This window comes from Pseudonocardia sp. P1 (assembly GCF_000178675.2).
Lineage (GTDB): Bacteria > Actinomycetota > Actinomycetes > Mycobacteriales > Pseudonocardiaceae > Pseudonocardia.
The window spans coordinates 3990486-4014437 of the sequence record NZ_ADUJ02000001.1 but is presented as its reverse complement, the minus strand read 5'-3'; the positions used below and the strand labels follow the sequence as shown (position 1 = coordinate 4014437).

The 23952-nt window shown below is 74.1% G+C and carries 21 protein-coding genes; 2 read left to right on the top strand and 19 right to left on the bottom strand.

The annotated features are described in order from the left end of the window. The first annotated feature begins 116 nt into the window (after positions 1-116). On the top strand, positions 117-1526 hold the full coding sequence (locus tag PP1_RS18455; RefSeq protein WP_010225682.1) for a GAF domain-containing protein: 1410 nt from the start codon (positions 117-119) through the stop codon (positions 1524-1526). A 78-nt stretch (positions 1527-1604) separates the two neighbouring features. Here PP1_RS18455 and PP1_RS18450 read toward each other — a convergent pair whose 3' ends face one another. The 15 genes from PP1_RS18450 to ftsH form a co-directional block, all read right to left on the bottom strand. Continuing rightward, positions 1605-4151, bottom strand: coding sequence for an ATP-dependent Clp protease ATP-binding subunit (locus tag PP1_RS18450; RefSeq protein ID WP_010225679.1), 2547 nt, complete (start codon positions 4149-4151; stop codon positions 1605-1607). A 230-nt stretch (positions 4152-4381) separates the two neighbouring features. Further along, on the bottom strand, positions 4382-5209 hold the full coding sequence (locus tag PP1_RS18445; RefSeq protein WP_010225676.1) for a siderophore-interacting protein: 828 nt from the start codon (positions 5207-5209) through the stop codon (positions 4382-4384). A gap of 79 nt (positions 5210-5288) precedes the next feature. After that, positions 5289-5633 carry a histone-like nucleoid-structuring protein Lsr2 gene (locus PP1_RS18440; protein ID WP_010225674.1) on the bottom strand — a complete coding sequence of 115 codons (345 nt, stop codon included), beginning with the start codon at positions 5631-5633 and terminating at the stop codon, positions 5289-5291. 280 nt (positions 5634-5913) lie between these two features. Further along, the gene (gene lysS, locus PP1_RS18435) at positions 5914-7371 is read right to left on the bottom strand and encodes a lysine--tRNA ligase (RefSeq protein ID WP_050802231.1); all 1458 of its coding nucleotides are present in this window, start codon (positions 7369-7371) and stop codon (positions 5914-5916) included. Positions 7372-7488: 117 nt separating this feature from the next. Continuing rightward, complete coding sequence (locus PP1_RS18430; RefSeq protein WP_010225670.1) at positions 7489-8298, bottom strand: type III pantothenate kinase; 810 nt, start codon at positions 8296-8298, stop codon at positions 7489-7491. Next, positions 8298-8708, bottom strand: a complete 411-nt coding sequence (gene panD / locus PP1_RS18425; RefSeq protein WP_010225668.1) for an aspartate 1-decarboxylase — start codon at positions 8706-8708, stop codon at positions 8298-8300. The genes PP1_RS18430 and panD overlap by 1 nt, the downstream gene beginning before the upstream one ends. Positions 8709-8725: 17 nt before the next feature. After that, the gene (gene panC / locus PP1_RS18420) at positions 8726-9619 is read right to left on the bottom strand and encodes a pantoate--beta-alanine ligase (RefSeq protein ID WP_010225666.1); all 894 of its coding nucleotides are present in this window, start codon (positions 9617-9619) and stop codon (positions 8726-8728) included. Continuing rightward, entirely contained in the window at positions 9616-10539 is a 924-nt protein-coding gene (locus tag PP1_RS18415) for a Rossmann-like and DUF2520 domain-containing protein (RefSeq protein WP_075315269.1), read from the bottom strand. Before PP1_RS18415 ends, panC begins: the two co-directional genes overlap by 4 nt. Positions 10540-10946: 407 nt before the next feature. Beyond that, the gene (locus PP1_RS18410; protein WP_075314810.1) at positions 10947-12833 is read right to left on the bottom strand and encodes a PrsW family intramembrane metalloprotease; all 1887 of its coding nucleotides are present in this window, start codon (positions 12831-12833) and stop codon (positions 10947-10949) included. An 84-nt stretch (positions 12834-12917) separates the two neighbouring features. Then, positions 12918-13448 carry a DUF3180 domain-containing protein gene (locus PP1_RS18405; RefSeq protein ID WP_029239594.1) on the bottom strand — a complete coding sequence of 177 codons (531 nt, stop codon included), beginning with the start codon at positions 13446-13448 and terminating at the stop codon, positions 12918-12920. Then, positions 13445-13969, bottom strand: a complete 525-nt coding sequence (gene folK, locus PP1_RS18400) for a 2-amino-4-hydroxy-6-hydroxymethyldihydropteridine diphosphokinase (protein ID WP_075314812.1) — start codon at positions 13967-13969, stop codon at positions 13445-13447. The genes PP1_RS18405 and folK overlap by 4 nt, the downstream gene beginning before the upstream one ends. Continuing rightward, positions 13966-14334 carry a dihydroneopterin aldolase gene (gene folB / locus PP1_RS18395; RefSeq protein WP_010231321.1) on the bottom strand — a complete coding sequence of 123 codons (369 nt, stop codon included), beginning with the start codon at positions 14332-14334 and terminating at the stop codon, positions 13966-13968. The genes folK and folB overlap by 4 nt, the downstream gene beginning before the upstream one ends. Continuing rightward, positions 14331-15161 carry a dihydropteroate synthase gene (gene folP, locus PP1_RS18390; RefSeq protein WP_050802375.1) on the bottom strand — a complete coding sequence of 277 codons (831 nt, stop codon included), beginning with the start codon at positions 15159-15161 and terminating at the stop codon, positions 14331-14333. The genes folB and folP overlap by 4 nt, the downstream gene beginning before the upstream one ends. A 49-nt stretch (positions 15162-15210) precedes the next feature. Then, positions 15211-15786, bottom strand: a complete 576-nt coding sequence (gene folE, locus PP1_RS18385; protein WP_029239597.1) for a GTP cyclohydrolase I FolE — start codon at positions 15784-15786, stop codon at positions 15211-15213. Positions 15787-15857: 71 nt separating this feature from the next. Continuing rightward, positions 15858-18398: an ATP-dependent zinc metalloprotease FtsH gene (gene ftsH, locus PP1_RS18380; protein WP_010231328.1), complete on the bottom strand. Its 2541-nt coding sequence runs from the start codon at positions 18396-18398 to the stop codon at positions 15858-15860. Between the two features lie 298 nt (positions 18399-18696). Here ftsH and PP1_RS18375 point away from each other — a divergent pair, with 298 nt between their 5' ends. Continuing rightward, a complete protein-coding gene (locus tag PP1_RS18375) occupies positions 18697-19671 on the top strand; it encodes a serine protease (protein WP_139323988.1) in 975 nt (324 codons plus the stop codon). Between the two features lie 9 nt (positions 19672-19680). Here PP1_RS18375 and hpt read toward each other — a convergent pair whose 3' ends face one another. The 4 genes from hpt to dacB are packed head-to-tail and all read right to left on the bottom strand — an operon-like array spanning position 19681 to position 23920. After that, the gene (hpt, locus tag PP1_RS18370) at positions 19681-20241 is read right to left on the bottom strand and encodes a hypoxanthine phosphoribosyltransferase (protein ID WP_010225792.1); all 561 of its coding nucleotides are present in this window, start codon (positions 20239-20241) and stop codon (positions 19681-19683) included. A 56-nt stretch (positions 20242-20297) separates the two neighbouring features. Then, the gene (gene tilS, locus PP1_RS18365; protein WP_075314814.1) at positions 20298-21413 is read right to left on the bottom strand and encodes a tRNA lysidine(34) synthetase TilS; all 1116 of its coding nucleotides are present in this window, start codon (positions 21411-21413) and stop codon (positions 20298-20300) included. Beyond that, the gene (locus PP1_RS18360) at positions 21410-22483 is read right to left on the bottom strand and encodes a zinc-dependent metalloprotease (protein ID WP_060576405.1); all 1074 of its coding nucleotides are present in this window, start codon (positions 22481-22483) and stop codon (positions 21410-21412) included. Before PP1_RS18360 ends, tilS begins: the two co-directional genes overlap by 4 nt. A gap of 27 nt (positions 22484-22510) precedes the next feature. Continuing rightward, positions 22511-23920 carry a D-alanyl-D-alanine carboxypeptidase/D-alanyl-D-alanine endopeptidase gene (gene dacB, locus PP1_RS18355; RefSeq protein ID WP_060574591.1) on the bottom strand — a complete coding sequence of 470 codons (1410 nt, stop codon included), beginning with the start codon at positions 23918-23920 and terminating at the stop codon, positions 22511-22513. Positions 23921-23952 lie beyond the last annotated feature (32 nt).

Here is a 23952-nt window from a genome sequence, read left to right as displayed (position 1 = left end):
TAGGAAGGTGGGGGTTGCACGAGAGTTGCACGCAGATGCGGAACCTGACCCGAGGGTCAGTGCCGATCCAGCGGTTTCGATTCAGGTAAGCCTGGGCTAACCGTAAGGTGAGTACCGTGACCACACTGCGAGCCGGCCTGGAGCGCGCGCGGGACGCCGCGCTCGGCGGCGCGCCCGGCCCCGGGGTGCGCCCGGAGATCCGCGAGTCGTGGTCACGGTCGCTCGCCGCCGCCGTCGACCCGGAACGGGCGCGGCCCCGGCACACCTACGACCCCGGCGAGATCGCCGAGCTGCGCGCCGGGCACCCGCTCGCACCGACGCTGCCGGTGCTGCGGGACACGCTCGTCGAGGCGGCCGAGCAGTCCCGGCACATGATGATCGTGACCGACGAGCGCGGCCACATCCTCTGGCGGGAGGGCGCACGCGACGTGCTGCGCCGCGCCGAGCGGGTCGAGCTCGTCGAGGGCACCCGGTGGAGCGAGGACACGATCGGCACCAACGCGATGGGGACCGCGCTGTCCGACGACCGGCCGGTCCGGATCCACTCGGCCGAGCACCTGGTCAGCGCCTACCACCCGTGGACGTGTGCGGCCGCGCCCGTGCACGACCCGGAGACCGGGCGGCAGATCGGCGTCGTCGACGTCACGGGGCCGGAGGAGACCTTCCACCCGATGACGCTGTCCCTGGTCACCGCGGCCGCCCGGCTCGCGGAGCACCGGCTCGCGGCACTGACCGAGCGTCGTGACCGACGGCTGCGCGACACCAACCTGCCCCATCTCGCCCGGCTCGGGGCCACCCCGGGCGCGCTGCTCTCACCGCACGGACGGGTGCTGGCGGCGACGCCGTCGGCCCGCGTCCCGGAACGGATCGCGCTGCCCGAACGGGGTGACCGGGTGCTGCTCGACGGCGGCGTGGAGGGATTCGTCGAACCGCTCGGCGAGGGCTGGCTGCTGCGGGTCCCCTCCGCGGAGGAGCCCGTGCGGCCGGCGCTGACCCTGCCGTTCCTCGGGGCCCGCACCCCGGTGGTGCACCGCGACGGCCGTCCCGTCCGGCTCGGCCTGCGGCATGCCGAGGTCCTCACCCTGCTGGCCCTCCGTCCGGAGGGGATGACCGCCGAGCAGCTCGCCGTCGCGCTCTACGGCGACGACGGGCGCCCGATCACGGTCCGCGCCGAGATGCACCGGCTGCGCAGGCAGATCGGGGAGGATCTCGTCCGGACCCAGCCGTACCGGCTCGCCGCGCGGGTCGACGCCGACTTCCTGCGGTTGCAGGAGGCGTTGCGGGACGGACTCGTCCGGGACGCCGCCGCCGAGGCCGCCCGCGGCCCCCTCCTGCCGACCTCGGAGTCGCCCGCCGTCCGGGCCGAGCGCGAGCACCTGCTCGTCTCGACGCGGTCCGCGGTGCTGCGCTCGGGCGACCCGGACGCGCTGTGGGCACTGCTGCGCTCCGGCGAGGGGGACGACGAGGTGCGCCGGCGCCTGCGCATCGCCCTCCCGGCCGACGACCCGCGGCACGACGAACTCTGACCCCGGGAACGCCGAACGCCCGGCCGGGAGTCCCGGCCGGGCGTTCGGTGAGGGTACGACGCCTAGGTCACCCGTCGGTCACTCGTCGCCACCCGTGAGGGCGGCCGGCGGGGTGTCCGGAACCGGCTCGGCGGGCTTGCGCTCGCCGCGGAAGGTGAAGTGCGCCTTGTCGTCGTAGGCCTTCGAGTCCTCCGGAGCGTCCTCGTCGAGCCCTTCGACGTCGACCAGCACGATCTGGCCGCCCTCGAGCTCGCCGAAGAGGATCTTCTCCGACAGCTGGTCCTCGATCTCCCGCTGGATCGTCCGGCGCAGCGGCCGGGCGCCGAGGACCGGGTCGAACCCGCGGCGGGCCAGGAGCTTCTTGGACCGCTCGGTGAGCTCGATGGCCATGTCCTTGTTGGCCAGCTGCTTCTCCACGCGCCCGATCATCAGGTCGACCATCTCGATGATCTGGTCCTGGTTGAGCTGGTGGAAGACGATGATGTCGTCGATGCGGTTGAGGAACTCCGGGCGGAAGTGCTTCTTCAGCTCGTCGTTGACCTTCGTCTTCATCCGCTCGTAGTTCGACGCCTCGTCGTTCCCGGACGAGAAGCCCAGACCCACGGCCTTCGAGATGTCCTGGGTACCCAGGTTCGAGGTGAAGATCAGCACGGTGTTCTTGAAGTCGACCACGCGACCCTGGCCGTCGGTGAGACGACCGTCCTCGAGCACCTGCAGGAGGGTGTTGTAGATCTCCTGGTGCGCCTTCTCGATCTCGTCGAACAGCACGACCGAGAACGGCTTGCGCCGCACCTTCTCGGTGAGCTGGCCGCCCTCCTCGTAGCCGACGTACCCGGGAGGGGCACCGAACAGCCGCGAGGCGGTGTAGCGGTCGTGGAACTCACCCATGTCGATCTGGATGAGCGCGTCGTCCTCGCCGAACAGGAAGTTCGCGAGCGCCTTGGACAGCTCCGTCTTACCGACACCGGACGGGCCGGCGAAGATGAACGAGCCGGACGGGCGCTTCGGGTCCTTCAGGCCGGCCCTGGTACGCCGGATGGCCTGCGAGACCGACTTGACCGCGTCCTCCTGGCCGATGATGCGCTTGTGGAGCTCGTCCTCCATGCGCAGCAGCCGGGTGGTCTCCTCCTCGGTCAGCTTGAAGACCGGGATGCCGGTCCAGTTGCCCAGGACCTCGGCGATCTGCTCCGAGTCGACCTCGGCGACGACGTCGAGGTCGCCCGACTTCCACTGCTTCTCGCGCTCGGCCTTCTCGCCGAGCAGGGTCTTCTCCTGGTCGCGCAGGTGCGCGGCCCGCTCGAAGTCCTGCGCGTCGATCGCCGACTCCTTGTCCCGGCGGACGTTCGCGATCTTCTCGTCGAACTCCCGCAGGTCCGGCGGAGCGGTCATCCGGCGGATGCGCATCCGGGCGCCGGCCTCGTCGATCAGGTCGATCGCCTTGTCCGGCAGGAAGCGGTCGTTGATGTAGCGGTCGGCCAGCGTCGCGGCCGAGGACAGCGCGTCGTCGGTGATCGTGACGCGGTGGTGTGCCTCGTACCGGTCGCGCAGGCCCTTGAGGATCTCGATGGTGTGCGTGACCGACGGCTCGGACACCTGGATCGGCTGGAAGCGGCGCTCCAGGGCCGGGTCCTTCTCGACGTACTTGCGGTACTCGTCGAGCGTGGTCGCCCCGATCGTCTGCAGCTCACCACGGGCCAGCATCGGCTTCAGGATCGACGCGGCGTCGATCGCGCCCTCGGCCGCACCCGCACCGACCAGGGTGTGGATCTCGTCGATGAACAGGATGATGTCGCCGCGGGTGCGGATCTCCTTGAGCACCTTCTTGAGGCGCTCCTCGAAGTCACCGCGGTAGCGGGAGCCGGCGACCAGCGAGCCGAGGTCGAGGGTGTAGAGCTGCTTGTCCTTCAGCGTCTCCGGGACCTCGCCCTTGACGATCGCCTGGCCCAGGCCCTCGACGGCGGCGGTCTTGCCGACGCCGGCCTCACCGATCAGGACCGGGTTGTTCTTGGTCCTCCGGGAGAGGACCTGCATGATCCGCTCGATCTCCTTCTCCCGGCCGATGACCGGGTCCAGCTTGCCCTCGCGGGCCTGCTGGGTGAGGTTGCGACCGAACTGGTCCAGCACCAGCGACGACGACGGCGTGCCCTCGCCACGACCGCCCGTGCCGGATTCCTGGGGCTCCTTGCCCTGGTAGCCGGAGAGCAGCTGCAGCACCTGCTGGCGCACCCGGTTCAGGTCGGCTCCCAGCTTGACGAGGACCTGGGCGGCGACACCCTCGCCCTCGCGGATCAGGCCGAGCAGGATGTGCTCGGTGCCGATGTAGTTGTGGCCGAGCTGCAGCGCCTCGCGCAACGACAGCTCGAGGACCTTCTTCGCCCGCGGGGTGAAGGGGATGTGACCCGACGGGGCCTGCTGGCCCTGGCCGATGATCTCCTCGACCTGCTGGCGCACGCCCTCCAGAGCGATACCGAGGGACTCGAGTGCCTTCGCGGCGACACCCTCACCCTCGTGGATCAGGCCAAGGAGGATGTGCTCGGTCCCGATGTAGTTGTGGTTGAGCATCCGGGCCTCTTCTTGGGCCAGGACGACAACACGTCGTGCTCGGTCGGTGAACCTCTCGAACAATTCGCACTCCTTGCCTGCTGCGCCTCACGTACGGCGCGACCAGCATCTCCGTCCGTTCCCGGCGGACCGGGTCCGACACTGCGCCTCGCGTGACACTGCGCCGGACCGCCCCTCGCGGGGCGGACCTCATACCACTGTATCGGTCCGAGGGGGCCCGGCGCCTCCACCTGACGGCCACCGTGGGACGTTCCGTCCGTAACGCGGCCTACACCGGAGGTGTTCCCCGCCGCTCAGCCGGTCTGCTGCTCGGACTCCTCGCGCACGCGTTCGGCCTGCTTGAACTCGCGGAAGCCCTCCTCGTCGCGGCCACGGCGCCAGTACCCGGAGACCGAGAGGTCCTCCTTCGCGACGCCACGCTCGCGGCCGAGGTGCCTGCGGAGTTCGCGGACGGCGATCGCCTCGCCGTGCACGAACGCGTGTACCCGCCCCTCCCGGAAGCCGAGCGCGCGGACGGCGTCGGGGAGCTGGGTGCTGTCGGGGTCGCCGCCGGCCTCGGACCGGTACAGCCAGTGCACCGTGAGATCGCCATCGCCGGGCAGCTTCAGCTCGTCCTCGGGCCCGTCGACCTGCAGCACCGCGACGACGGGCCGGCCCGCGGGGACGCGCTCGAGCGCGGCACACACCGCGGGCAGCGCGGCCTCGTCCCCGACCAGCAGGTGCCAGTCGGCCTCCGGGTCGGGCGCGTAGGCGCCGCCGGGTCCGACCATCCGCAACCGGTCGCCGGGACGGGCGGCGGCGGCCCACGGCCCCGCGAGGCCGGTGTCGCCGTGGTGCACGAAGTCGATGACGAGCTCGCCGGCACCGTGGTCGAGCGAGCGGACCGTGTAGGTGCGCTGGACCGGCCACTGGTCGCGGGGGTACTCGGCGTGCACCCGGTCCATGTCGAACGGATCCGGGTACTCGACACCGGGCAGCGGGAACAGGAGCTTGACGTAGCGGTCGGTGTGCTCGGTGTCCGGGAACCCGGCCAGCCCGTCGCCACCGGCGACGACACGCACCATGTGCGGGCTCAGGCGTTCGGTGCGGAGAACCTCGAGTTCGGTGACACGGCGGGCCATGGCGGCACCTCCCGGGAGCGGATGGGGGAAGGGGCCCCGGCCACGCTACCCCTCCACCGCCTCCCGGGTGAGGTGACCCTTAGTTCTCCTGGTGGTAGGCCTCGAGGACCTCGGCCGGGATGCGGCCGCGGTCGGAGACCTTCATCCCGCGCTTGCGGGCCCACTCGCGGATCGCCTGGTTCTGCTCACGGTCCACCGACGGACGACGGGCGGCCGCGTTGGACGCACCACGGCGACGGGCGGCCGGACCGGCCGCGCGGCGGGCCGCGGCGACGTAGTCGGCGAGCACGTCCCGCAGCTTCTTCGCGTTGTCGTCCGTCAGGTCGATCTCGTAGTTGCGGCCGTCGAGCCCGAACTCGATCGTTTCGTCCGCGGCGTCGCCGGACAGATCGTCGACGAGCCGGACCTCCTTGATCTGCGCCATCGTCGCAGCCTCCCTGAATCACCGGATACGTTTGCTGGCGAACCGGTCCGGCAGGCAGCTGCTCGAAAGGGAGCAATACCCGGACGCAATGGTGAGGCCACGCGGATCACCGGAACCGACTCGATTCGAAGACTAACCGAGAAATGTTCGCCGCGTCGAGCGAGGGCGGCCACGAATGAGAGAAAGGTACCCGAATACCACTCGTTCGGGCCCGGATACACGTCGGCCCCCCGGGTCGCGGTCCGCGACCAGACCAGGGGGGCCGGTGCATTTCGGGCGGCTACGACTCCCCGCGCACGAGCGGGAACAGGATCGTCTCCCGGATGCCGAGCCCGGTGAGCGTCATCAACAGCCGGTCGACACCCATCCCCATCCCGCCGGTGGGCGGCATCCCGTACTCCATCGCCCGGAGGAAGTCCTCGTCGAGCTGCATGGCCTCCGGGTCGCCCGCCGCGGCCTTCACGGACTGCGCGTGGAGACGTTCCCGCTGCTCCACGGGGTCGACGAGCTCCGAGTAGGCGGTCGCGAGCTCCACCCCGAACACGATGAGGTCCCAGGACTCCGACAGTCGCGGGTCGTCCCGGTGGGCCCGGGTCAGCGGCCGCACCTCGACCGGGAAGTCACGGACGAAGGTCGGCTCGATCAAGGTGTGCTCGACGAGCTTCTCGAACAGCTCCAGCACGATCTGGGCCGGCGTCGGGTATTCGGTGACGTCGACATCGTGCTTCGCCGCGATCTCCTGCAGAACGCCGAGATCGGTGTCGGGTGTCACATCCTGCCCGACGGCCTCGGACACCGACCCGTAGATCGTGACCGACCGCCACTCCCCGCCGAGATCGTGCTCCGTGCCGTCCTGGTGCCGGACGGTGGTCGAGCCGAACAGCGACCGCGCCGCGGACTGGATCAGGTCGCGGGTCAGGACGGCCATGTCGTCATAGGTCGCGTACGCCTGGTAGGCCTCGAGCATCGCGAACTCGGGCGAATGCGTGGAGTCGATGCCCTCGTTCCGGAACACCCGGTTCAGCTCGAAGACCCTCTCGATGCCGCCCACCACGCAACGCTTCAGGAACAGCTCGGGGGCGATCCGCAGGTACAGATCGGAGCCGAGCGCGTTCGCGTGCGTGACGAACGGGCGCGCGGTGGCCCCGCCGTGCAGCAGCTGCAGCATCGGCGTCTCGACCTCGACGAAGTCGAGGTCGGTCAGGGCCTCGCGCACGGTGCGCAGCACCGTGGAGCGGGCGCGGACGGTCTCACGGGCCTGCGGGCGCAGGATCAGGTCGACGTAGCGCTGCCGGACCCGGTTCTCCTCGGAGAGCTCCTTGTGCGCGGTCGGCAGCGGCCGGACCGACTTGGACGCGATCGACCACTCGTCGGCCTGGACGGAGAGCTCGCCCCGCCGCGAGGTGATCACTTCACCGCGCACGAGGACGAAGTCGCCGAGATCGACCACGGACTTCCAGCGCGCCAGCTCCTCGGCGCCGACCCGGTCCAGCGAGAGCATCGCCTGCAGCTCGGTGCCGTCGCCCTCGCGCAGCGTGGCGAAGCAGAGCTTTCCGGTGTTCCGCACGAAGATCACCCGGCCGGCGACGGCGACCTTCTCGCCGGTCGCGGTGTCCGGGGGCAGGTCCGGGTGGGCGTCACGGACCTGGCGCAGGGTGTGCGTGCGGGCGACCTCGACCGGGTACGGCTCGGTGCCGGCGGCCAGCAGCTCCGCGCGCTTGGCCCGGCGCACCCGCATCTGCTCGGGCAGGTCTGCCTCGGGTCCGGGGTCGGTGGGCGTGCCGGGAGTGTTCACGGCAGGTCAGGCTATCGACGCGGCCCCGGGCCGGACGCCGGTGGGTCGGTCGTGGCGGCCTCAGCGCGGCCGGTGGTGGCGCAGGTGGGTCAGACGGAGCCCGTGCAGCGTCAGGTCCGGCACGTGGTGGGTGACCGTGTCCGCCCGGCCGTACACGAGCTCCGCGAGCCCCCCGGTGACGGCGACGGTGACCGGCCCGACGTCGGCGCCGAGCTCGGCGAGGATCCGCCGCACCAGGCCGTCGACCTGGCCGGCGGCGCCGTAGAGCACCCCCGCCTGGACGGCCTCGACCGTCGTCCGGCCGATCACCGACCGCGGCTCGACGAGATCCACCGGCCGCAGCGACGACGCCCGCTCGGCGAGCGCCTGCATCGCGATGTCGATCCCCGGTGCGAGCGCCCCGCCGAGGAACTCCCCGCGCGCGGAGACGACGTCGACGTTGGTGCAGGTGCCCAGGTCGACGCAGATGCACGCGGTGCCGAACAGGTGGTGCGCCGCCAGACTGTTCACCACCCGGTCCGCACCGACCTCGCGCGGGTGGTCGACCAGCAGCGGCACCCCGGTGCGCACCCCCGGCCCGACGACGAGCGCCCGCATCCGGTCCGACCAGCGGGCCAGCAGGGTGCGCAGCTCGCGGGACGGGCCGGGCACGGTGGACAGGGCCACGACGGCGTCGACCCCGGCGAAGTGCTCGCCGAGCATCCCGGTGATCATCAGGTCGAGCTCGTCGGCGGTGGCGCGGGTGTCGGTGCGCATCCGCCACCGCCGTTCCGGCTCCGGCGACAGCGACGACGGGTCCGTACCAGGCTCCGGCTCGGGGTAGAGCCCGAGCGAGACGTCGGTGTTCCCGACGTCGATGCAGAGCAGCACTAGCGGGCGGCGCTCGTCAGCAGACCCGATCCGTCCGGCGCGTGCCCGGGGTCGGCACCCAGCTCGGCGACGGCGTTGTCGGCGTCGACGAAGACCACACGCGGGCGGTACTCGCGCAGCTCGGCCTCGTCGTAGGAGCCGTACGAGATCAGGATGACCAGGTCACCGGGGTGCACCAGGTGCGCGGCGGCGCCGTTGATCCCGATGATCCCGGAACCGGGCTCCCCGGTGATCGCGTAGGTCTCCAGCCGGGCGCCGTTGGTGATGTCGACGATCGTGACCTGCTCACCCTCGAGCAGGTCGGCGGCGGCCATCAGGTCGGCGTCGATCGTCACGGAGCCCACGTAGTGCAGGTCGGCCTGGGTGACGGTCGCGCGGTGGATCTTGGACTTCATCATGGTGCGGTACACGGCGGTCTCCTCGTGACTCAGAACGCGACGGGGACGTTGTCGATCAGGCGGGTGGCTCCGACCCGGGCGGCGACGAGCAGTCGTCCCTCACCGTCGTCGGGGGCGGGGCCGAGGTCGGTGCCGCGCAGCTCCAGGTAGTCGAGCTCGACGCCCGGCTCGGAGTCGAGCTCGGCCCGGGCGGCGGCCAGGACGGCGTCCTTCCCGCGGGCCGAGACCCCCGCACCGGCGGCGAGCGCCCGGGACAGCACGGCGGCCGCCCGGCGCTGCTCCGGGTCGAGGTAGGCGTTGCGGGAGGAGAGCGCCGTGCCGTCGTCCTCGCGGACGGTGGGGACGCCGACGATCTGCAGCGGGAAGTCCAGGTCGCGCACCATCCGGCGGACCAGGGTCAGCTGCTGGTAGTCCTTCTCCCCGAACATCGCCAGGTCCGGGCCGACGATGTGGAACAGCTTGGCGACGACGGTGAGCACGCCGTCGAAGTGCCCCTTCCGGCTCCCGCCCTCCAGGTCGTCGCCGAGCGCCCCGGCGGCGATGCGGGTGTCCGAGCCCGGCGGGTACATGTGCTCGACCTGCGGGGTGAACACGAGCTCGACGCCCTCCTCCCGGCAGACCTCGAGATCGGCCTCCAGCGGGCGCGGGTAGCGGTCGAGGTCCTCGCCCGCACCGAACTGCAGCGGGTTCACGAAGATCGACACGACCGGGACGACGGTGCCCGGCAGGCGACGGGCGTGCCGGATCAGCTCCCGGTGCCCCTCGTGCAGGGCGCCCATGGTCGGGATCAGGACGATCTTCCGCCCGGCACCGCGCAGGGCCCGGGTGACGGGCGCCAGCTTCGCCGGGTCGGAGTGCACGGTCAGCCGGCCGGCCGCGTAGCCGTTCCGGGTGGAGCCGGGCGAGGTCGAGCTGCCGCTCACGTGTCCTCCAGTGTCTTCTCGACGTCGTCCAGTCCGGCCTGGTCCAGCAGGCCGGCGGCCGCGGCGCGACGGGCGGTCCGCCCCGCCAGGGCGCGGTAGGCGGCCGCCAGGCCGGGGTCCGCGGCGGTGATGCGGTCCAGGTGGGTGCGGAGCGTGCCGGCGTCGCCGCGCGCCACCGGCCCCGTCAGGGCCCGGTCGCCGTGCCGCAGCGCGTTGTCCAGCGCCGCGGAGAGCAGCGGGGCGACGAGCCGGTCGGCCGGCCGGATGCCCGCGGTCTCCAGCAGCTCGATGCAGTCACCGACCAGGGTCATCAGGTGATTGGCGCCGTGGGCGAGCGCAGCGTGGTAGAGCGGGCGCATCGCCTCCGGGACGCGCACCGGCTCGGCCGACATCTCCAGGACGAGCGCCTCGGCGACGCTCCAGCCGACGGCGTCGCGGGGGTCGGCGCCGGGGTCGTCCTCGCCCGCCTCACCGGGGGCGGTGACGCCGATGCAGCACGACGCGAGGCGCTCGACGTCCTCGGGGCGGCCGGTGAAGGTCATCGCCGGGTGCAGCGCCAGCGGCAGGACCCCCCGGGCGGCGGCCGGTTCCAGCACGGCCGTGCCCTGCGAGCCCGCGGTGTGGACGACGATCTGGCCGGGCCGGAAGCACCCGGCGGCGGCGAGTCCGCGCACCAGGCCGGGCAGGACGTCGTCGGGGACGGCGAGCAGCACCAGGTCGGCCTGCGTGCAGACCTCGTCCGGGGGCAGCAGCGGGGTATCCGGGAGCAGTTCCGCGGCCCGCCGCACCGAGGCCTTCGAGACCCCGGAGGCGGCCACGACGTGGTGGCCCGCCCGCTCGAGCGCGGCTCCCAGCGCCGAACCGACTCGTCCGGCGGAGACCACGCCGACGGCGAGCCGCGCGGGGCGGCCGGCATCGATCACAGTCAGTTCCGTTTCCTCCCGCTCCGGTCCACCTGGGTACCGGTCGGGCAATCCGCGGTCGCACACGACCTCCGTCGGTCGTGCGCCGGACGCGAGGGTAGACGCGCACCCGGCCCCGGGGACCCTCGTATGACAGGCCTCACCCGGTCCGGCGGCCCGCCGGTCCGGGGCCCGGCGGTTCGGCCGATCCGGGACTCTGCGGCCAAGCCGATCCGGAGCCCAGTGGCACGTCATGCACGTACGGGCGGGCCACGGGGGTGCATGGCGTGCCATTCGGCCGGCGGGACCGGGGATCAGCTGCCCGCTGCCCGCTGCCCGCTGCCCGCTGCCCGCTGCCCGCTGCCCGCGACGGACGGTCGGCCCAGGACCCGTCGCGCCCCATGCGGTCGCTGTGGGGCGCCGGGTCAGTCCTGTTCGTGCCGGCCGCGGGGCGCCGGGTCCTGGGGTTCGGCGGGGTCGCCGGGACGGCGCATCGGGCGGGTCGGGCCCGGGTTCCCGGGATTGTCGTGGTGCCGGCCGCGGGCCGGGTCGGCGGCCGGGTCCTCCGGACGTCCGACCGGGCGGGTCGCCCCCTCGGCCGGAGCCGGCGGACCCTGGCCCGCAGCTCCACCAGCCGGAGCCGGCGAGCCCTGGCGCACGGCTCCCCCGGCCGGAGTCGGTGGGCCCTGGCGCGGCACGCCCTCCGCGGCACCGGACGTTCCCGGACGCGGCGGCCCCTCGGCGGGAGCGGGAGCCCCGGGCCACGGTGCGGCGCCCGGCGGTGGCCCGCCCGGCCCCGGGGAACCACCACCGGCCCCCGTGAACTCCGGCCGCCCACCCGGACCTGCGGATTCCCGTCGCCCACTCGGACCTGCGGGTTCCGACCGTCCACCGGGACCTGCGGGACCGCGGCTCGCGCCACCGCCCGGCGGCGCCGGCGCCGGGCCACCCGGGCTCCCGGGCGCCGGGCCCGGGGGCCCGCCGCGCAGCCCGGGCACGGCGGGGCCGGCCGATCCGGGCGTCGTCCCGGGGACCTGCCCCTCCGGGAAGGTGGGGATCCGGAACGCCCCGGAGAAGCTGCCGTCCGGCGCGGCCGGGGGTGGTGGCTGCCAGCCCGACGGACGCTGCCTGGCCCAGGCCGCGACCAGCGCCTCCGGCACCCCGACGGCGATCGCCCGGGTCCGCAGGACGGCGGCCAGCTTCTCGTCGTGCAGCGCCCCGGCGCTCTCCCGGACGGCGCCGCGGGCGATCCGGTTCCGCATGAACGCCAGCTCGGTGACGGCCGCCTGGTACTCCGCGACGGCCTTCGCGGCGGCCTTCCCGGACCGCCGCTGGACCAGCGCCCGCCAGCCGCGGCGCCGCGACATCCGGGCCAGCAGCGGGACCTCGCTCGGCGCGATCCACCCCGCCGCCGCGAACCCGGGCAGCTGGGCGGCGACGATCCGCGCCTCGCGGCGGCGGGCGAACACGACGAGCGTGATCATCCCGGCGAAGATCGGGACCATCACGAAGATGTAGACCTCGTAGAACGCCCCCGGCGACGCGGCCAGCACCGACGCGCCGTTCCACAGCGCGTGCAGCACCACTGCGGCGACGTAGCCGGCGATCATCGCCAGCACCCGGACGCCGACACTGCGGCTGGCGACCGCGAACCCCGCCGCGATCCCGATCATGCAGGTGAACAGCGGGTGCGCGAACGGCGAGGCGATCCCGCGGACGAACAGCGTCGCGAGCACCCCGGCCGTCTCCGGGTCGGAGACCGCCCGGCCGAGGTAGAGGATGTTCTCCGAGAAGGCGAACCCGGCGGCGACGATCCCGGCGTAGACGATGCCGTCGACGATCCCGTCGAACTCACGCCGCCGGAACGCCAGCAGCCCGACGACGAACAGGCCCTTGGCGAACTCCTCGATCACCGGCGCGACGACGACCGGACCGAACAGGTCCCCGGCGCCGCGCCCGGCGGCGGCGTCGAGCACCGTCGACGCACTCGTGTTGATCAGCAGCGACATCAGGGCGGCGAACCCGGCGCCCCAGAGGAACGCGCCCATCAGCATCCGCGGCGGTTCCGGCTCCCACCGGTCCACCCACAGGAAGGCGGCGACCACCGGTACGACGGGCAGCAGCGCGGCGAGCGTCCCGATGACGACGCCGCCGGTCCCGATCGCGCGCTGCAGGACCCCGATCGTGATCACGGTCAGCAGCGCGAGGACGACGAGCCCGACGACCGGGAGCAGCACCCCGCGCCGCTTCGCCGACGGTGCCGGCACCGGGGCGTACGGGTGGCGGCCGGACGGCGCCGTGGGGGAGGCCATGGCCCGGCAGCGTAGAGAACTCCGGGCCGCTCCACCGTCCGTGCGCGCCGCGGGAGGCACGGACCACACCCGGCCGGGTGCGGATCAGGTCGAGCGGACCCCGCTGTCGGAGTCGTCGGGATCGTCCGGGGCTCGGCAGCAGTACTCCAGCCAGAGCGCGGCGCCGACCAGCAGCAGCGCGCAGACCAGACCGATCCCGGCGGAGACGCTGTCGGCGAACGCGGCGACGACGACGTCGGCACGCCGCAGCGTGTGCGCGAGCATCCCGATCCACAGGCCGGCGATCACCGCTCCGCCGACCGACGAGGCCTTCGCCACGAGCACGGCCCGGGCGGCGACCAGCGGCGGGACCGGGAGCGCGTCGCCGCGCCGCTGGATCCGGCGGCGCAGCACGAACGCTCCGGCGAGCTCGGCGGCCGCGAGCACCCCGATGGAGAGGCCCGCGGCGACCGGTACGCCCGGCAGCAGCGGATACGTCAGCTGGACGAGAATGTTGCCGAGCAGGGCCGCGACCACCGTGATCGCGGCGAGGTCCCGGTAGCGGGTGGGCCGGACCGTCGGCCGGGGGTCCTCCCCCGAGCCGGGCCGACGGTCGCCGGGGCCCGGCGCGCTCACGGCGCCGCCCCGGCCGGCAGCAGCGGCAGGTCGTCGCGCCGGTGGATGCCGGAGCGCGCGTCCGGGCCGAGCCGGGTGAGCAGGTCCGCGACCGGCCCGTGCCCCTGCAGGACCGCGTCGGGCTCGGCGAGCAGCCAGGGCAGCAGCACCGTCGCGCGCTCGGGGGTGCCGGGGTGCGGCAGCAGCAGCTCCGGGTCGTCGGAGATCACCGGCTCGTCCCCGTCGCGGACCTGGAGGACGTCGACGTCGAGCGTCCGCGGGCCCCACCGCTGCTCCCGGACCCGGCCCGACGCGTCCTCCAGGGCCTGGCCGCGGCGCAGCCAGCCCCACGCGTCCAGCGCCGGGTCGTCGGCGACGACGACGGCGTTGAGGAAGTCGGGCTGGTCGGTGACGCCCCACGGTGCCGTCTCGAACACCGGCGAGACCACGACGAGTGCGGGTCCGAGATCGGCGACGACCGCGCGTAGGTGCCCGATCCGGTCCCCCATGTTGGAACCGAGGGAGAGCACCGCGCGGGTCACGACCGGCCCCGGTGCACGACGACAGCGACGTCGTCGAACGCCAGCGGGATCGGCGCGGACGGCTTGTGCAGGGTCACCTCGACCGCACGGATCCGCTCGTCGGACGCGAGCACGTCGTCGGCGACCGCGCCGGCCACGGACTCGATCAGGTCGCGCGGCGGGCCGCCGACGATCGCCGCCGCCCGCTGGGCCAGCGCGCCGTAGTCCAGGGTGTCGGCCAGGTCGTCGGACGCGGCGGCGGCAGCGAGGTCGGCGTGCACGACGAGATCGCAGACGAACTCCTGGCCGTCGCGCCGCTCGTGCCCGAACACCCCGTGGTGGCCGCGGACCCGCAGCCCGCGCAGCTCGATCCGGTCGCCGCTCACCTCTCCCCCTCGCGGGAGGTACGGGCCCGCGACGCACCGAGCCGGCACGCCGCGGCGACCGCGACGGCGTCCATCGTGGACTCGACGTCGTGCACCCGGACGCCCCAGGCGCCGGCGTTCGCGGCGAGCGCGCTGATCGCGGCGGTGGCGGTGTCCCGGCCCGCGGGCGGGCGGGGTGTCCCGTCGCCGGTGGCGAGCAGGTCCCCGAGGAACCTCTTGCGCGAGGCCCCCACCAGGACCGGGAACCCGAGATCGATCAGCACGTCGATCCGGCGCAGCAGCGCCCAGTTGTGGGCGGCCGTCTTCGCGAAGCCCAGGCCCGGGTCCAGCAGGATCCGGTCCGGATCCACCCCGGCCATCACGGCGTGGTCCACCCGGGCGACGAGCTCGGCCCGGACCTCGCCGATCACGTCCTCGTACCCGGCGAGCTGCTGCATCCCGGCGCTGTGCCCGCGCCAGTGCATGAGCACCCACGGCACCCGGGTCTCGGCGACGACCGCGGCCATCCGCGGGTCGGCGAGCCCGCCGGAGACGTCGTTGACCATCACCGCGCCGGCGTCGACACAGGCGGCGGCCACCTCGGACCGGGTGGTGTCGACGCTGACCCGGACACCGGCCCCGGTCAGCTCGCGGACGACCGGCACCACGCGGTCCCGCTCGGTGACGGCGTCGACCCGCTCGGCACCGGGCCGGGTCGACTCGCCGCCGACGTCGACGAGATCGGCGCCCGCGTCGCGCATCGCCACACCGTGCGCGATCGCGTGCGAACGGTCCAGGTAGCGCCCGCCGTCGGAGAACGAGTCGGGGGTGACGTTGAGGATCCCCATCACCGCGCAGCGACCGAGCTCCGGCAGACCACCGTCCGGGGCGACCACGTCACGCCCCCCTGATCAGCGACAGCGCCTCCGCGCGGGAGGAGGCGGAGCTCTTGAACAGTCCGCGGACCGCCGAGGTCGTGGTGCGCGAACCCGGCTTGCGGATGCCGCGCATGGCCATGCACAGGTGCTCGGCCTCCATCACGACGATCACCGCACGCGGGTTCAGCTTGCGCACCAGGGCGTCCGCGACCTGCGCGGTGAGTCGCTCCTGCACCTGCGGGCGCTTCGCGTACAGGTCGACCACCCTGGCGATCTTGGACAGGCCGGTGACCTGGCCGTCGACCGCCGGGATGTAGCCGACGTGCGCGACGCCGTGGAAGGGCACGAGGTGGTGCTCGCAGGTCGAGAACATCGGGATGTCCTTGACCAGGACGAGCTCGCCGTGCCCCTCGTCGAACGTCTTCTCCAGCACCGAGTCCGGGTCGACGAACAGCCCGGCGAAGATCTCGCCGTAGGCGCGCGCCACCCGGGCGGGCGTCTCCTTGAGACCCTCGCGGTCGGGGTTCTCCCCGACCGCGATCAGGAGCTCGCGGACCGCCCGCTCGGCGCGGTCGAGATCGATCTCGGCGGGCACGGCCTGGGTGGCCCCGGCCGCGACCGCGGCGGACCTGACCGGTTCGGGCCAGTCGTCCGTGGTCGACGTGCTCAGTGTCCTGCCTCCGGGTCGTCGCCCCGACGGTCGCCGGTCCGGGGGCCGTCGGTCGTGCCCGACGAACCGGTCCACGGCCCGTTCCGGACCGGGCCCTGCTGCGGGTCGCCGCCCTGCTGGGGGCCCTGCTGCTGAGGGCCCTGCTGCCGCGGGTCCTGCTGCTGCGGGTCCTGCTGCTGGTTCTGTGGCGACGGCTGCTGCGGAGCCTGGCCCTGCTGCCCACCCCAGTTGGCCGGCGGCCAGCTCTGCCCGTGCGGTGTGGTCGCGGGCCGCCAGTCCGGCGGCGCGCCGTAGTTCGGCGCCACCGCGGGCGGGGGCGGCGCGTAGCCGCTGCCGCGTCCGGGCTGCTGCCTGCCGTCGGCGCCGGCCGGACGGCCGTTGCCGTTCGGAGTGGCGCCGTGGACGCCGTTGCCGTTCCCGGCGGGTGCGGGTGCCGGGACGGGGTCGGGACCGTAGCCGCCGTCGTTCGGGGCGTCCGGACGGGCAGGGGCGGACCCGCCCGCGGGGAACGGCGACGCACCGGGCAGGCCGGGGGCCTCGCCGTGGCCGTTCGCGGCACCGGACCCGACCGGGGTCGGGGTCCGCTCCGGCTCGGGCCAGGGCTCGCCACGCTCGTGCGCGAGCTCGCGCGGGGTCTTGATCGGCGGCTTCTCCGACGGCGTCCGGTCACCGAAGTCGTTGAACGCGGTGATCCGCGGCCGCTTCTCCACCGACCCGAAGATCCGCTCGAGGTCCCGGCGGTTCAGCGTCTCCTTCTCGAGGAGCTCGAGCACCAGGTCGTCGAGGACGTCGCGGTAGGTGTTGAGGATCTGCCACGCCTCGGTGTGCGCCGCCTCGATGAGCTTGCGCACCTCCTCGTCGATCTCGTGGGCGACCTCCAGCGAGTAGTCCGCCTGGTTGCCCATCGAGCGTCCGAGGAACGGGTCGCCCTGCTCGCGTCCGTAGCGCACCGCGCCCAGCTTCGCGCTCATGCCGTACTCGGTGACCATCGCGCGGGCGATCTTGGTGGCCTGGTCGATGTCCGACGACGCACCCGTCGTCGGCTCGTGGAACACCAGCTCCTCGGCCGAACGGCCGCCCATCGCGAACACGAGGCGGGCGATCATCTCGGCGCGCGTCATGAGGCCCTTGTCGTCCTCCGGGACGACGAGTGCGTGCCCGCCGGTGCGCCCGCGCGGCAGGATCGTGAGCTTGTAGACCGGCTCGAGGTCCGGCATCGCCCACGCCGCCAGCGCGTGCCCGCCCTCGTGGTAGGCGGTGATCTTCTTCTCGCGCTCGGAGACGATCTTCGACTTGCGCTTCGGGCCGCCGACGACGCGGTCGACCGACTCCTCCAGCGCCGCGCCGGTGATCTGCGAGTCGTTCTCCCGGGCGGTGAGCAGTGCCGCCTCGTTGATCACGTTCGCGAGGTCGGCACCGGACATGCCGACGGTGCGCTTCGCGAGGCTCTCGAAGTCGACGTCCTGGGCGAACGGCTTGCCCTTGGAGTGCACGGAGAGGATGGCGCGACGGCCGGCGAGGTCGGGCGCGGCGACCGGGATCTGGCGGTCGAACCGGCCCGGGCGCAGCAGCGCCGGGTCCAGGATGTCCGGACGGTTGGTGGCCGCGATCAGGATGATCCCGCCGCGGGCGTCGAACCCGTCCATCTCGACCAGGAGCTGGTTCAGCGTCTGCTCGCGCTCGTCGTGACCGCCGCCGAGGCCCGCGCCGCGCTGGCGGCCGACCGCGTCGATCTCGTCGACGAAGATGATGCAGGGCGCGTTCTGCTTGGCCTGCTCGAACAGGTCACGCACCCGGGAGGCACCGACACCGACGAACATCTCGACGAAGTCGGAGCCGGAGATCGTGTAGAACGGCACGCCCGCCTCGCCGGCGACCGCGCGCGCCAGCAGTGTCTTGCCGGTGCCGGGCGGGCCGTACAGCAGCACGCCCTTGGGGATCTTCGCGCCCAGCGCCTGGTAGCGGCCCGGGTTCTGCAGGAAGTCCTTGATCTCGTACAGCTCTTCGACGGCCTCGTCGGCCCCCGCCACGTCCGAGAACGTGTTCTTCGGCATGTCCTTGTTCAGCTGCTTGGCCTTGGACTTGCCGAAGCTCATCACCCGGTTCCCGCCGCCCTGGGCGTTGTTCAGGAACCAGAACAGGACGATCAGCACCAGCGCCAGCGGGATCATCGTGATGAGCAGCGTGGACAGGAACGAGTCCTGCCGGACGAGGGTGTCGTACTCGGCGATCCCCGGGACCTGGCGCACCTGGTCGAAGATCTGCCCGGAGAGCTGGGCCGGGTACTGCGCGAGGACCTGGGTCGTCTCGTTGCCGTCGACCTCGATCGGGCGGTCCAGGGTCAGCCGGAGCTGCTGCTCCCGGTCCTCGACGAGCGCGTCACGGACGTTGCCGTCCTGGATCTGGGTCAGCGCGACCGACGTCGTCACCTCGGAGTACCCGCGGGTGTCGTCGAACAGCTGGCTGAACCCGAGATAGATCAGGAGCGCGAGGAGGATCCAGATCAGCGGGTTGCGGAGCAGGCGCTTGCGGTCCATGCAACGTCGGCCGGGGTGGCCTTCACCTTCCCGAGAGTGGTTCGCGGCAGCGGCGGCGGACGGAACACCGCCCCGCCGGACGGCCCTGACCCGCCAGGATAGCCGCACGCAGGAGCGAGCGCGCCGGGCGGACCGGGCCCGGACGGTCGCACGCGACCGTCCGCCGGATCAACGTGTGGGCGACCTGGCCGGTTCCCCCGTCGGGGTGTCCCGCCGCACACTCCCGCGGGCCGGTGTGGGAGAACTGTGGGGCACGCACGGTGGGTGATCGGGCGTGCACGTCGGGAGGGGCGATCGGATGGCGCTGCGCGCGGGGCTCGGGCCTCGTCGGACGGTGTCCGCACTGGCCGTCGGGCTGGCCGCCTCCGCCGCGCTGACGCTGTTCACCGCCCCGGCCGGCACGCGCACGGAGGCGCCCGCCGTCCCGGCGGTGACGACCACCGCGCGGGCCGAGGCCCCCGCCGTGATCCCGTCCCCGGCCGTCGCCGCGGGGCCGTCGTCGATCGGGCCGGGCGTCGTCACGGAGACCGTCGGTGCGGGACTGTGCACCGCGGGCCTCGTCCTCACCGCGGGCGACCGCACCTTCCTGGCGCAGGCCGCGCACTGCGGCGGCACCGGCGACGAGACCGAGACCGACGGCTGCACCTCGGCCGCCGTCCCGCTGGGCACCCCGGTGACCGTGCGCGGCACCGACCGGACCGTCACCGGCACGCTCGCCTGGAGCTCCTGGAACACCATGCAGGCGCGCGGCGAGACCGACCCGGACACCTGCGCCTACAACGACCTCGCGCTGGTCGAACTGCCCGCGGACGCCGCGCCCGCGGTCGGGGCGGCGGTGCCGTTCTTCGGCGGCCCCACCGGCGTCCGCACCGAGCCGCTGCCGGCGGGCACCCCGGTGTTCGGCCTGGCCAACCCACCCGACGCCACGGGCGCCCGCGCCGTGGCGGCCCGTGGCGGCGTCGTGGCGGGCGACGTCGGCGGCGGCTGGGGACACGCGGTGTACACCATGGAGCCGGGCGTGGCCGGCGAGTCCGGCAGCCCGCTGCTCGACGCCGGGGGCCGGGCCGTCGGGGTGCTGTCCAGCCTGTCGTCGACGGCGGACCGCCCCAGCATCGAGTACACCGACCTGGGCCGGGCGCTGGACTACGCCGCGCGCACCGACGGCCCGCCCGGGCTCGCACCGGCGTCGGGACCGGGCTTCACGGCGACCCCGCCCGGCGTCGACCCGCGGTCGCTCGCGACGCCCGCGGGCCCCGGCATCGCCGCCGGCTGACCGGGTCGGTCAGGCGTAGACCTTCGGGTCCAGCGTCCCGATGTAGGGCAGGTCGCGGTACCGCTCGGCGTAGTCGAGGCCGTAGCCGACGACGAACTCGTTCGGGATGTCGAAACCGACGTAGCGGACCGGGACGTCGACCTTCACCGCGTCGGGCTTCCGGAGCAGCGTGATGACGTCGAGCGACGCCGGGCCGCGGGAGTTCAGGTTGTTCAGCAGCCAGTTCAGGGTGAGACCGGAGTCGATGATGTCCTCGACGATCAGCACGTGCCGGCCGGCGATGTCGCGGTCGAGGTCCTTCAGGATCCGCACCACGCCCGACGACGACGTCGACGAGCCGTAGGAGCTGACCGCCATGAACTCCAGCTGGGTGGGCACCGGCAGCGCGCGGGCGAAGTCGGTCATGAACATGACCGCGCCCTTCAGCACCCCGATCAGCAGCAGGTCGCCGTTCCGGCCGTCCTGCACGACGTCGGCGTAGTCCTCGGCGACCTTGCGGGCCAGCTCCTCGGTCTTCTCCCGCACCTGCTCCTCGGTGACCAGCACCGACGAGATGTCCCCGTCGTACACCCGACCCCCTCGCGCGGGCCGCGGTGGCGGCCCGGTCGTCCGGCACCGGGCGATCGTCACGCCCGGTCACGCCCCCACCGTCGGCAGCGCAGCACGAGCCTGCCACGCGTGCGGGTCAGCTCCAAGCCACCACCGAGCGTCGGCCCGCCCTGCCCGCGCCACCGCCCGACGAGATCGTCGGCGGCGCGCAGCTGGGCGTCGGTGAGTGCCCGGACGCCGTGCGCGGCGAGCCATTCCCGCAGTACGCGGCGCCGGACGGCCGCCGGTGCCGTCGCGAGCACCGTCGCGTCGAGGGCCGGGGCGGCGGTGCCGGCGGAGGCGTCGCGGGCCGGTTCCGGGAGCCGTTGCGGCACTCCGGCTCCGGGGTCGCTGTCGCCGGAATCACGCGGGACGGGGACATCCCCGACGGCGTCGCCGTCACGGTCCGTACCCGGGACGGCACACCCCGGCTCTCCGGCGGCCTCCCGGAGCCGGGCGGCCTGCTCGTCGAGGGCGGTGTCGTCGTCGCGGAGCTGGTCCGCGGTCCGCGCCAGCGCCTCGGTGACGCCGCCGCCGAGCACCTCCTCGAGCAGCGGGAGCACCTCGTGCCGCACCCGGGCGCGGGTGAAGCGGGGATCGGCGTTGTGCGGGTCGGCCCAGACCGGTACGCCGGCCTCCGCGCAGGCGTCGGCGGTGTCGGCCCGGCGCAGTCCCAGCAGCGGGCGCAGCCAGGGCGCGCTCCAGGCCCGCATCCCGGCGAGCGAGCGCGCACCGGAACCCCGGCCGAGCCCGAGCAGGACGGTCTCGGCCTGGTCGTCGAGGGTGTGGCCGAGCAGCACCGCCGACGACGGGTGCGGCCGCGCCGCGAGCAGCGCCGCCCGGCGGGCCCGCCGGGCCGCCGCCTCGGTACCGCCGGGACCGGTGACCTGCACCGGGTGCACGGCGGCCTCGATCCCGGCCGCACGCAGCCGGACCGCCAGCTCGGCCGACCGCTCCGCCGAGCCGTCCTGCAGACCGTGGTCGACGACGGCCGCGCGCACCGGCCCCTCGACCACCTCCCGCACGGCGAGCACGAGCGCGGTCGAGTCGGCGCCACCGGAGCAGCCGACGAGCGGCGGGGCCCCGCGCACCGGGCCGGGCAGCTCCGCCAGCGCGTCACGCACCGCGGCCCGCACCCGCCGCCGGGCGGTCATGCCACGCGGCGCAGCCAGGCCCCGGCGTCGGACAGCTCGGCGCGGGTCGGCAGCGTGTCCGGGGACTCCCAGACCCGGTTGAGACCGGCCATGCCGACCTCCCGCTCGACCTCGCGGCAGAACGCGGCGCCGACGGCGTACTGCTTCATCTTCGCGTCGACGCCCAGCAACGCCCGCAGCAGCCGGTCGACGATCCCGCCGCCACGGCGGCGCTCGGTGAACCGGGCGCGGATGACGGCGACGTCCGGCACGACCTCCGGCCCGACGGCGTCCATCACGTGGTCGGCGTGCCCCTCCAGCAGGGTGGACAGCGCGAGCAGCCGGTCGAGCACCGCCCGCTGCTCGGGCCCCTGCAGCAGCTCCACCAGTGCGAGCACGTCGGTCCCGCCCTCACCGCGCAGCGAGCGGATCGCCTCGGGCAGCCGGGCGAGCTTCGCGGTGTCCGGCTCCTGCAGCGACAGCAGCGCGGTGACCAGCCCCGCGAAGTGGTCGCGCAGCCACGGCACCGCGGTGAACTGCAGCCGGTGGGTGGCCTCGTGCAGGCAGACCCAGAGCCCGAACTGGGCACCGTCGACGTCGAGCGACCGGGTCACGGCGTGCACGTTGGGCGCCACCACGATCAGCCGGCCCGCGCCGTCCGGCCCGCCGAACGGGTCGTACTGGCCGAGCACCCGCGCACCCATGTACGCGAGCAGCGCGCCGAGCTGCGCACCGGACCCCGCCGCGGTGACCGACCGGAGCGGCCACGGCGACGCCGGCAGCTCCGCCCCGGAGGTCAGCGCGTCCATCCCGGCGACCGCGGCGCGGGCCCACGCCGGGCGGTCCAGGACGTCGGCGGGCAGCAGCGGGAGCCCGGCCCCGAGCCCGGTCACCTCGCGGACGTGACCCTCGGCGCGGGCCGAGTCCTCCCGCAGCCGTCCGACCAGCTCGCGGGCCGCCTCCGGCGTCGTGCGGGGGCCGGCGGGCATCAGCCGGGCCGCCGTCGCCGCCGCCAGGGACCAGTTCACCGGCAGGCCGCGATCGGCCTGCCGCGCGGTCGCCGGTGCCGGGTCGGTCACGTCGGGCTGCATGCCGGCCACGCTACCCGCGGTCGGGCGTCAGCCGCGGCAGCCGCAACGGCTCAGGGTGGCCGCCACCCGGTCCAGCGCGGGGCGCGCGTCGGCGGGCGAGGTGCCGTTGGAGAGCAGCGCGAACACGAGCAGCCTGCCGTCGACATCGGTGACCACCCCGGCCAGGCTGGACGCCCCGCTCAGCGTGCCGGTCTTGGCGCGCACGACACCTCGCCCGGCCACCGACGGGCCGTCGCCGAAGCGCTCGGTGAGCGTGCCCCCGCCACCGGCGACCGGGAGCCCGGTGAGGATCGGCCGCAGGAACTGGACGTCGTTCGGGCTGTCCGACTGGGCCGCCGCGGACGCCAGCACCGCGCCGAGGAGCCGCGCCGGGATCCGGTTGTCCCGGGACAGCCCGCTGCCGTCGGCGAGCTGCAGGCCGCCGACGTCGTACCCGGCCTGGACCAGCGACTCGGTGACGGCGCGGGAACCGCCGTCGAAGGAGGCGTCGGCGTCGCGGGCGACGGCGACCTGCCGGGCGAGCGCCTCGGCGGAGACGTTGTCCGACGCGGTGAGCATGTACTCGACGAGGCTCGCGATCGGCGGCGAGGAGACGCTGCCCAGCACCGGGGCGTTCGCCGCGGCGGTGCCGTCCTGCACGTCGGTGGCACCGAGCGCGTCGGCCAGTGCCTGGCCCGCGGCCTGCGCGGGATCGGTCGAGCGCGGGCCGTCCTGCTCGGTGGGGGCGGTGCGGCCGCCGTCGAGCATCAGCGGGGACATGGGCGCGACGTAGCCGTCGGCGACGTCGCTCGCGCCCCAGCCCGGCGACTGCGCGGGGCCCTTCCACAGCCCGGTGTCGACGTACACCGTGCGCACCGGGGTGGGGTGCGCGTTCTTCACCTCGGCGGCCAGGTCGTCGATCCGGGCCGGCTCGGGGTAGAGCCCGTCCTGCCCGGCGGGCAGCGCGGTCAGCGACGGGTCACCGCCCCCGACGAGCACGACCGAGTCCTCGCTGGGGCCCGGGACGACCCGGGTGGCGAGCCGGTCGGTGGGGTTCATGGTGAGCAGCGCGGCGGCCGCGGTGAGCAGCTTGGTCGTCGAACCCGGGACCATGGCCCGGCCCCCGTCGCGTTCCCACAGCGGTGCGACACCGCGCGGGGACGACGAGTCCATCACCACACCGGTGACCTCGCCCAGCGCCGGCGAGCTCAGCTGCTCGGACAGCACCTGGGTGATCCCGGCGGCGGTCGGGACCGGCGCCGTGGGGGTGAGCGGCCGCAGCGCGGGCATCGGGACCGGCGGGTAGGCGGCGGCCGCCTGGCCGAACCCGATCCGCTCCCGCGCGTCCGGCCCGGCGAGCGCGACGGCGCCGAACAGCGAGGCCAGGGCCATGACCGCGACGGCGACGACCGCGAACCGCCGCGTGTTGCGGTCCGTCCGCCGATGCCTGCGTCCCACTCCGCCTCCTGCTCGCTGTCCGGTCCGCGGAC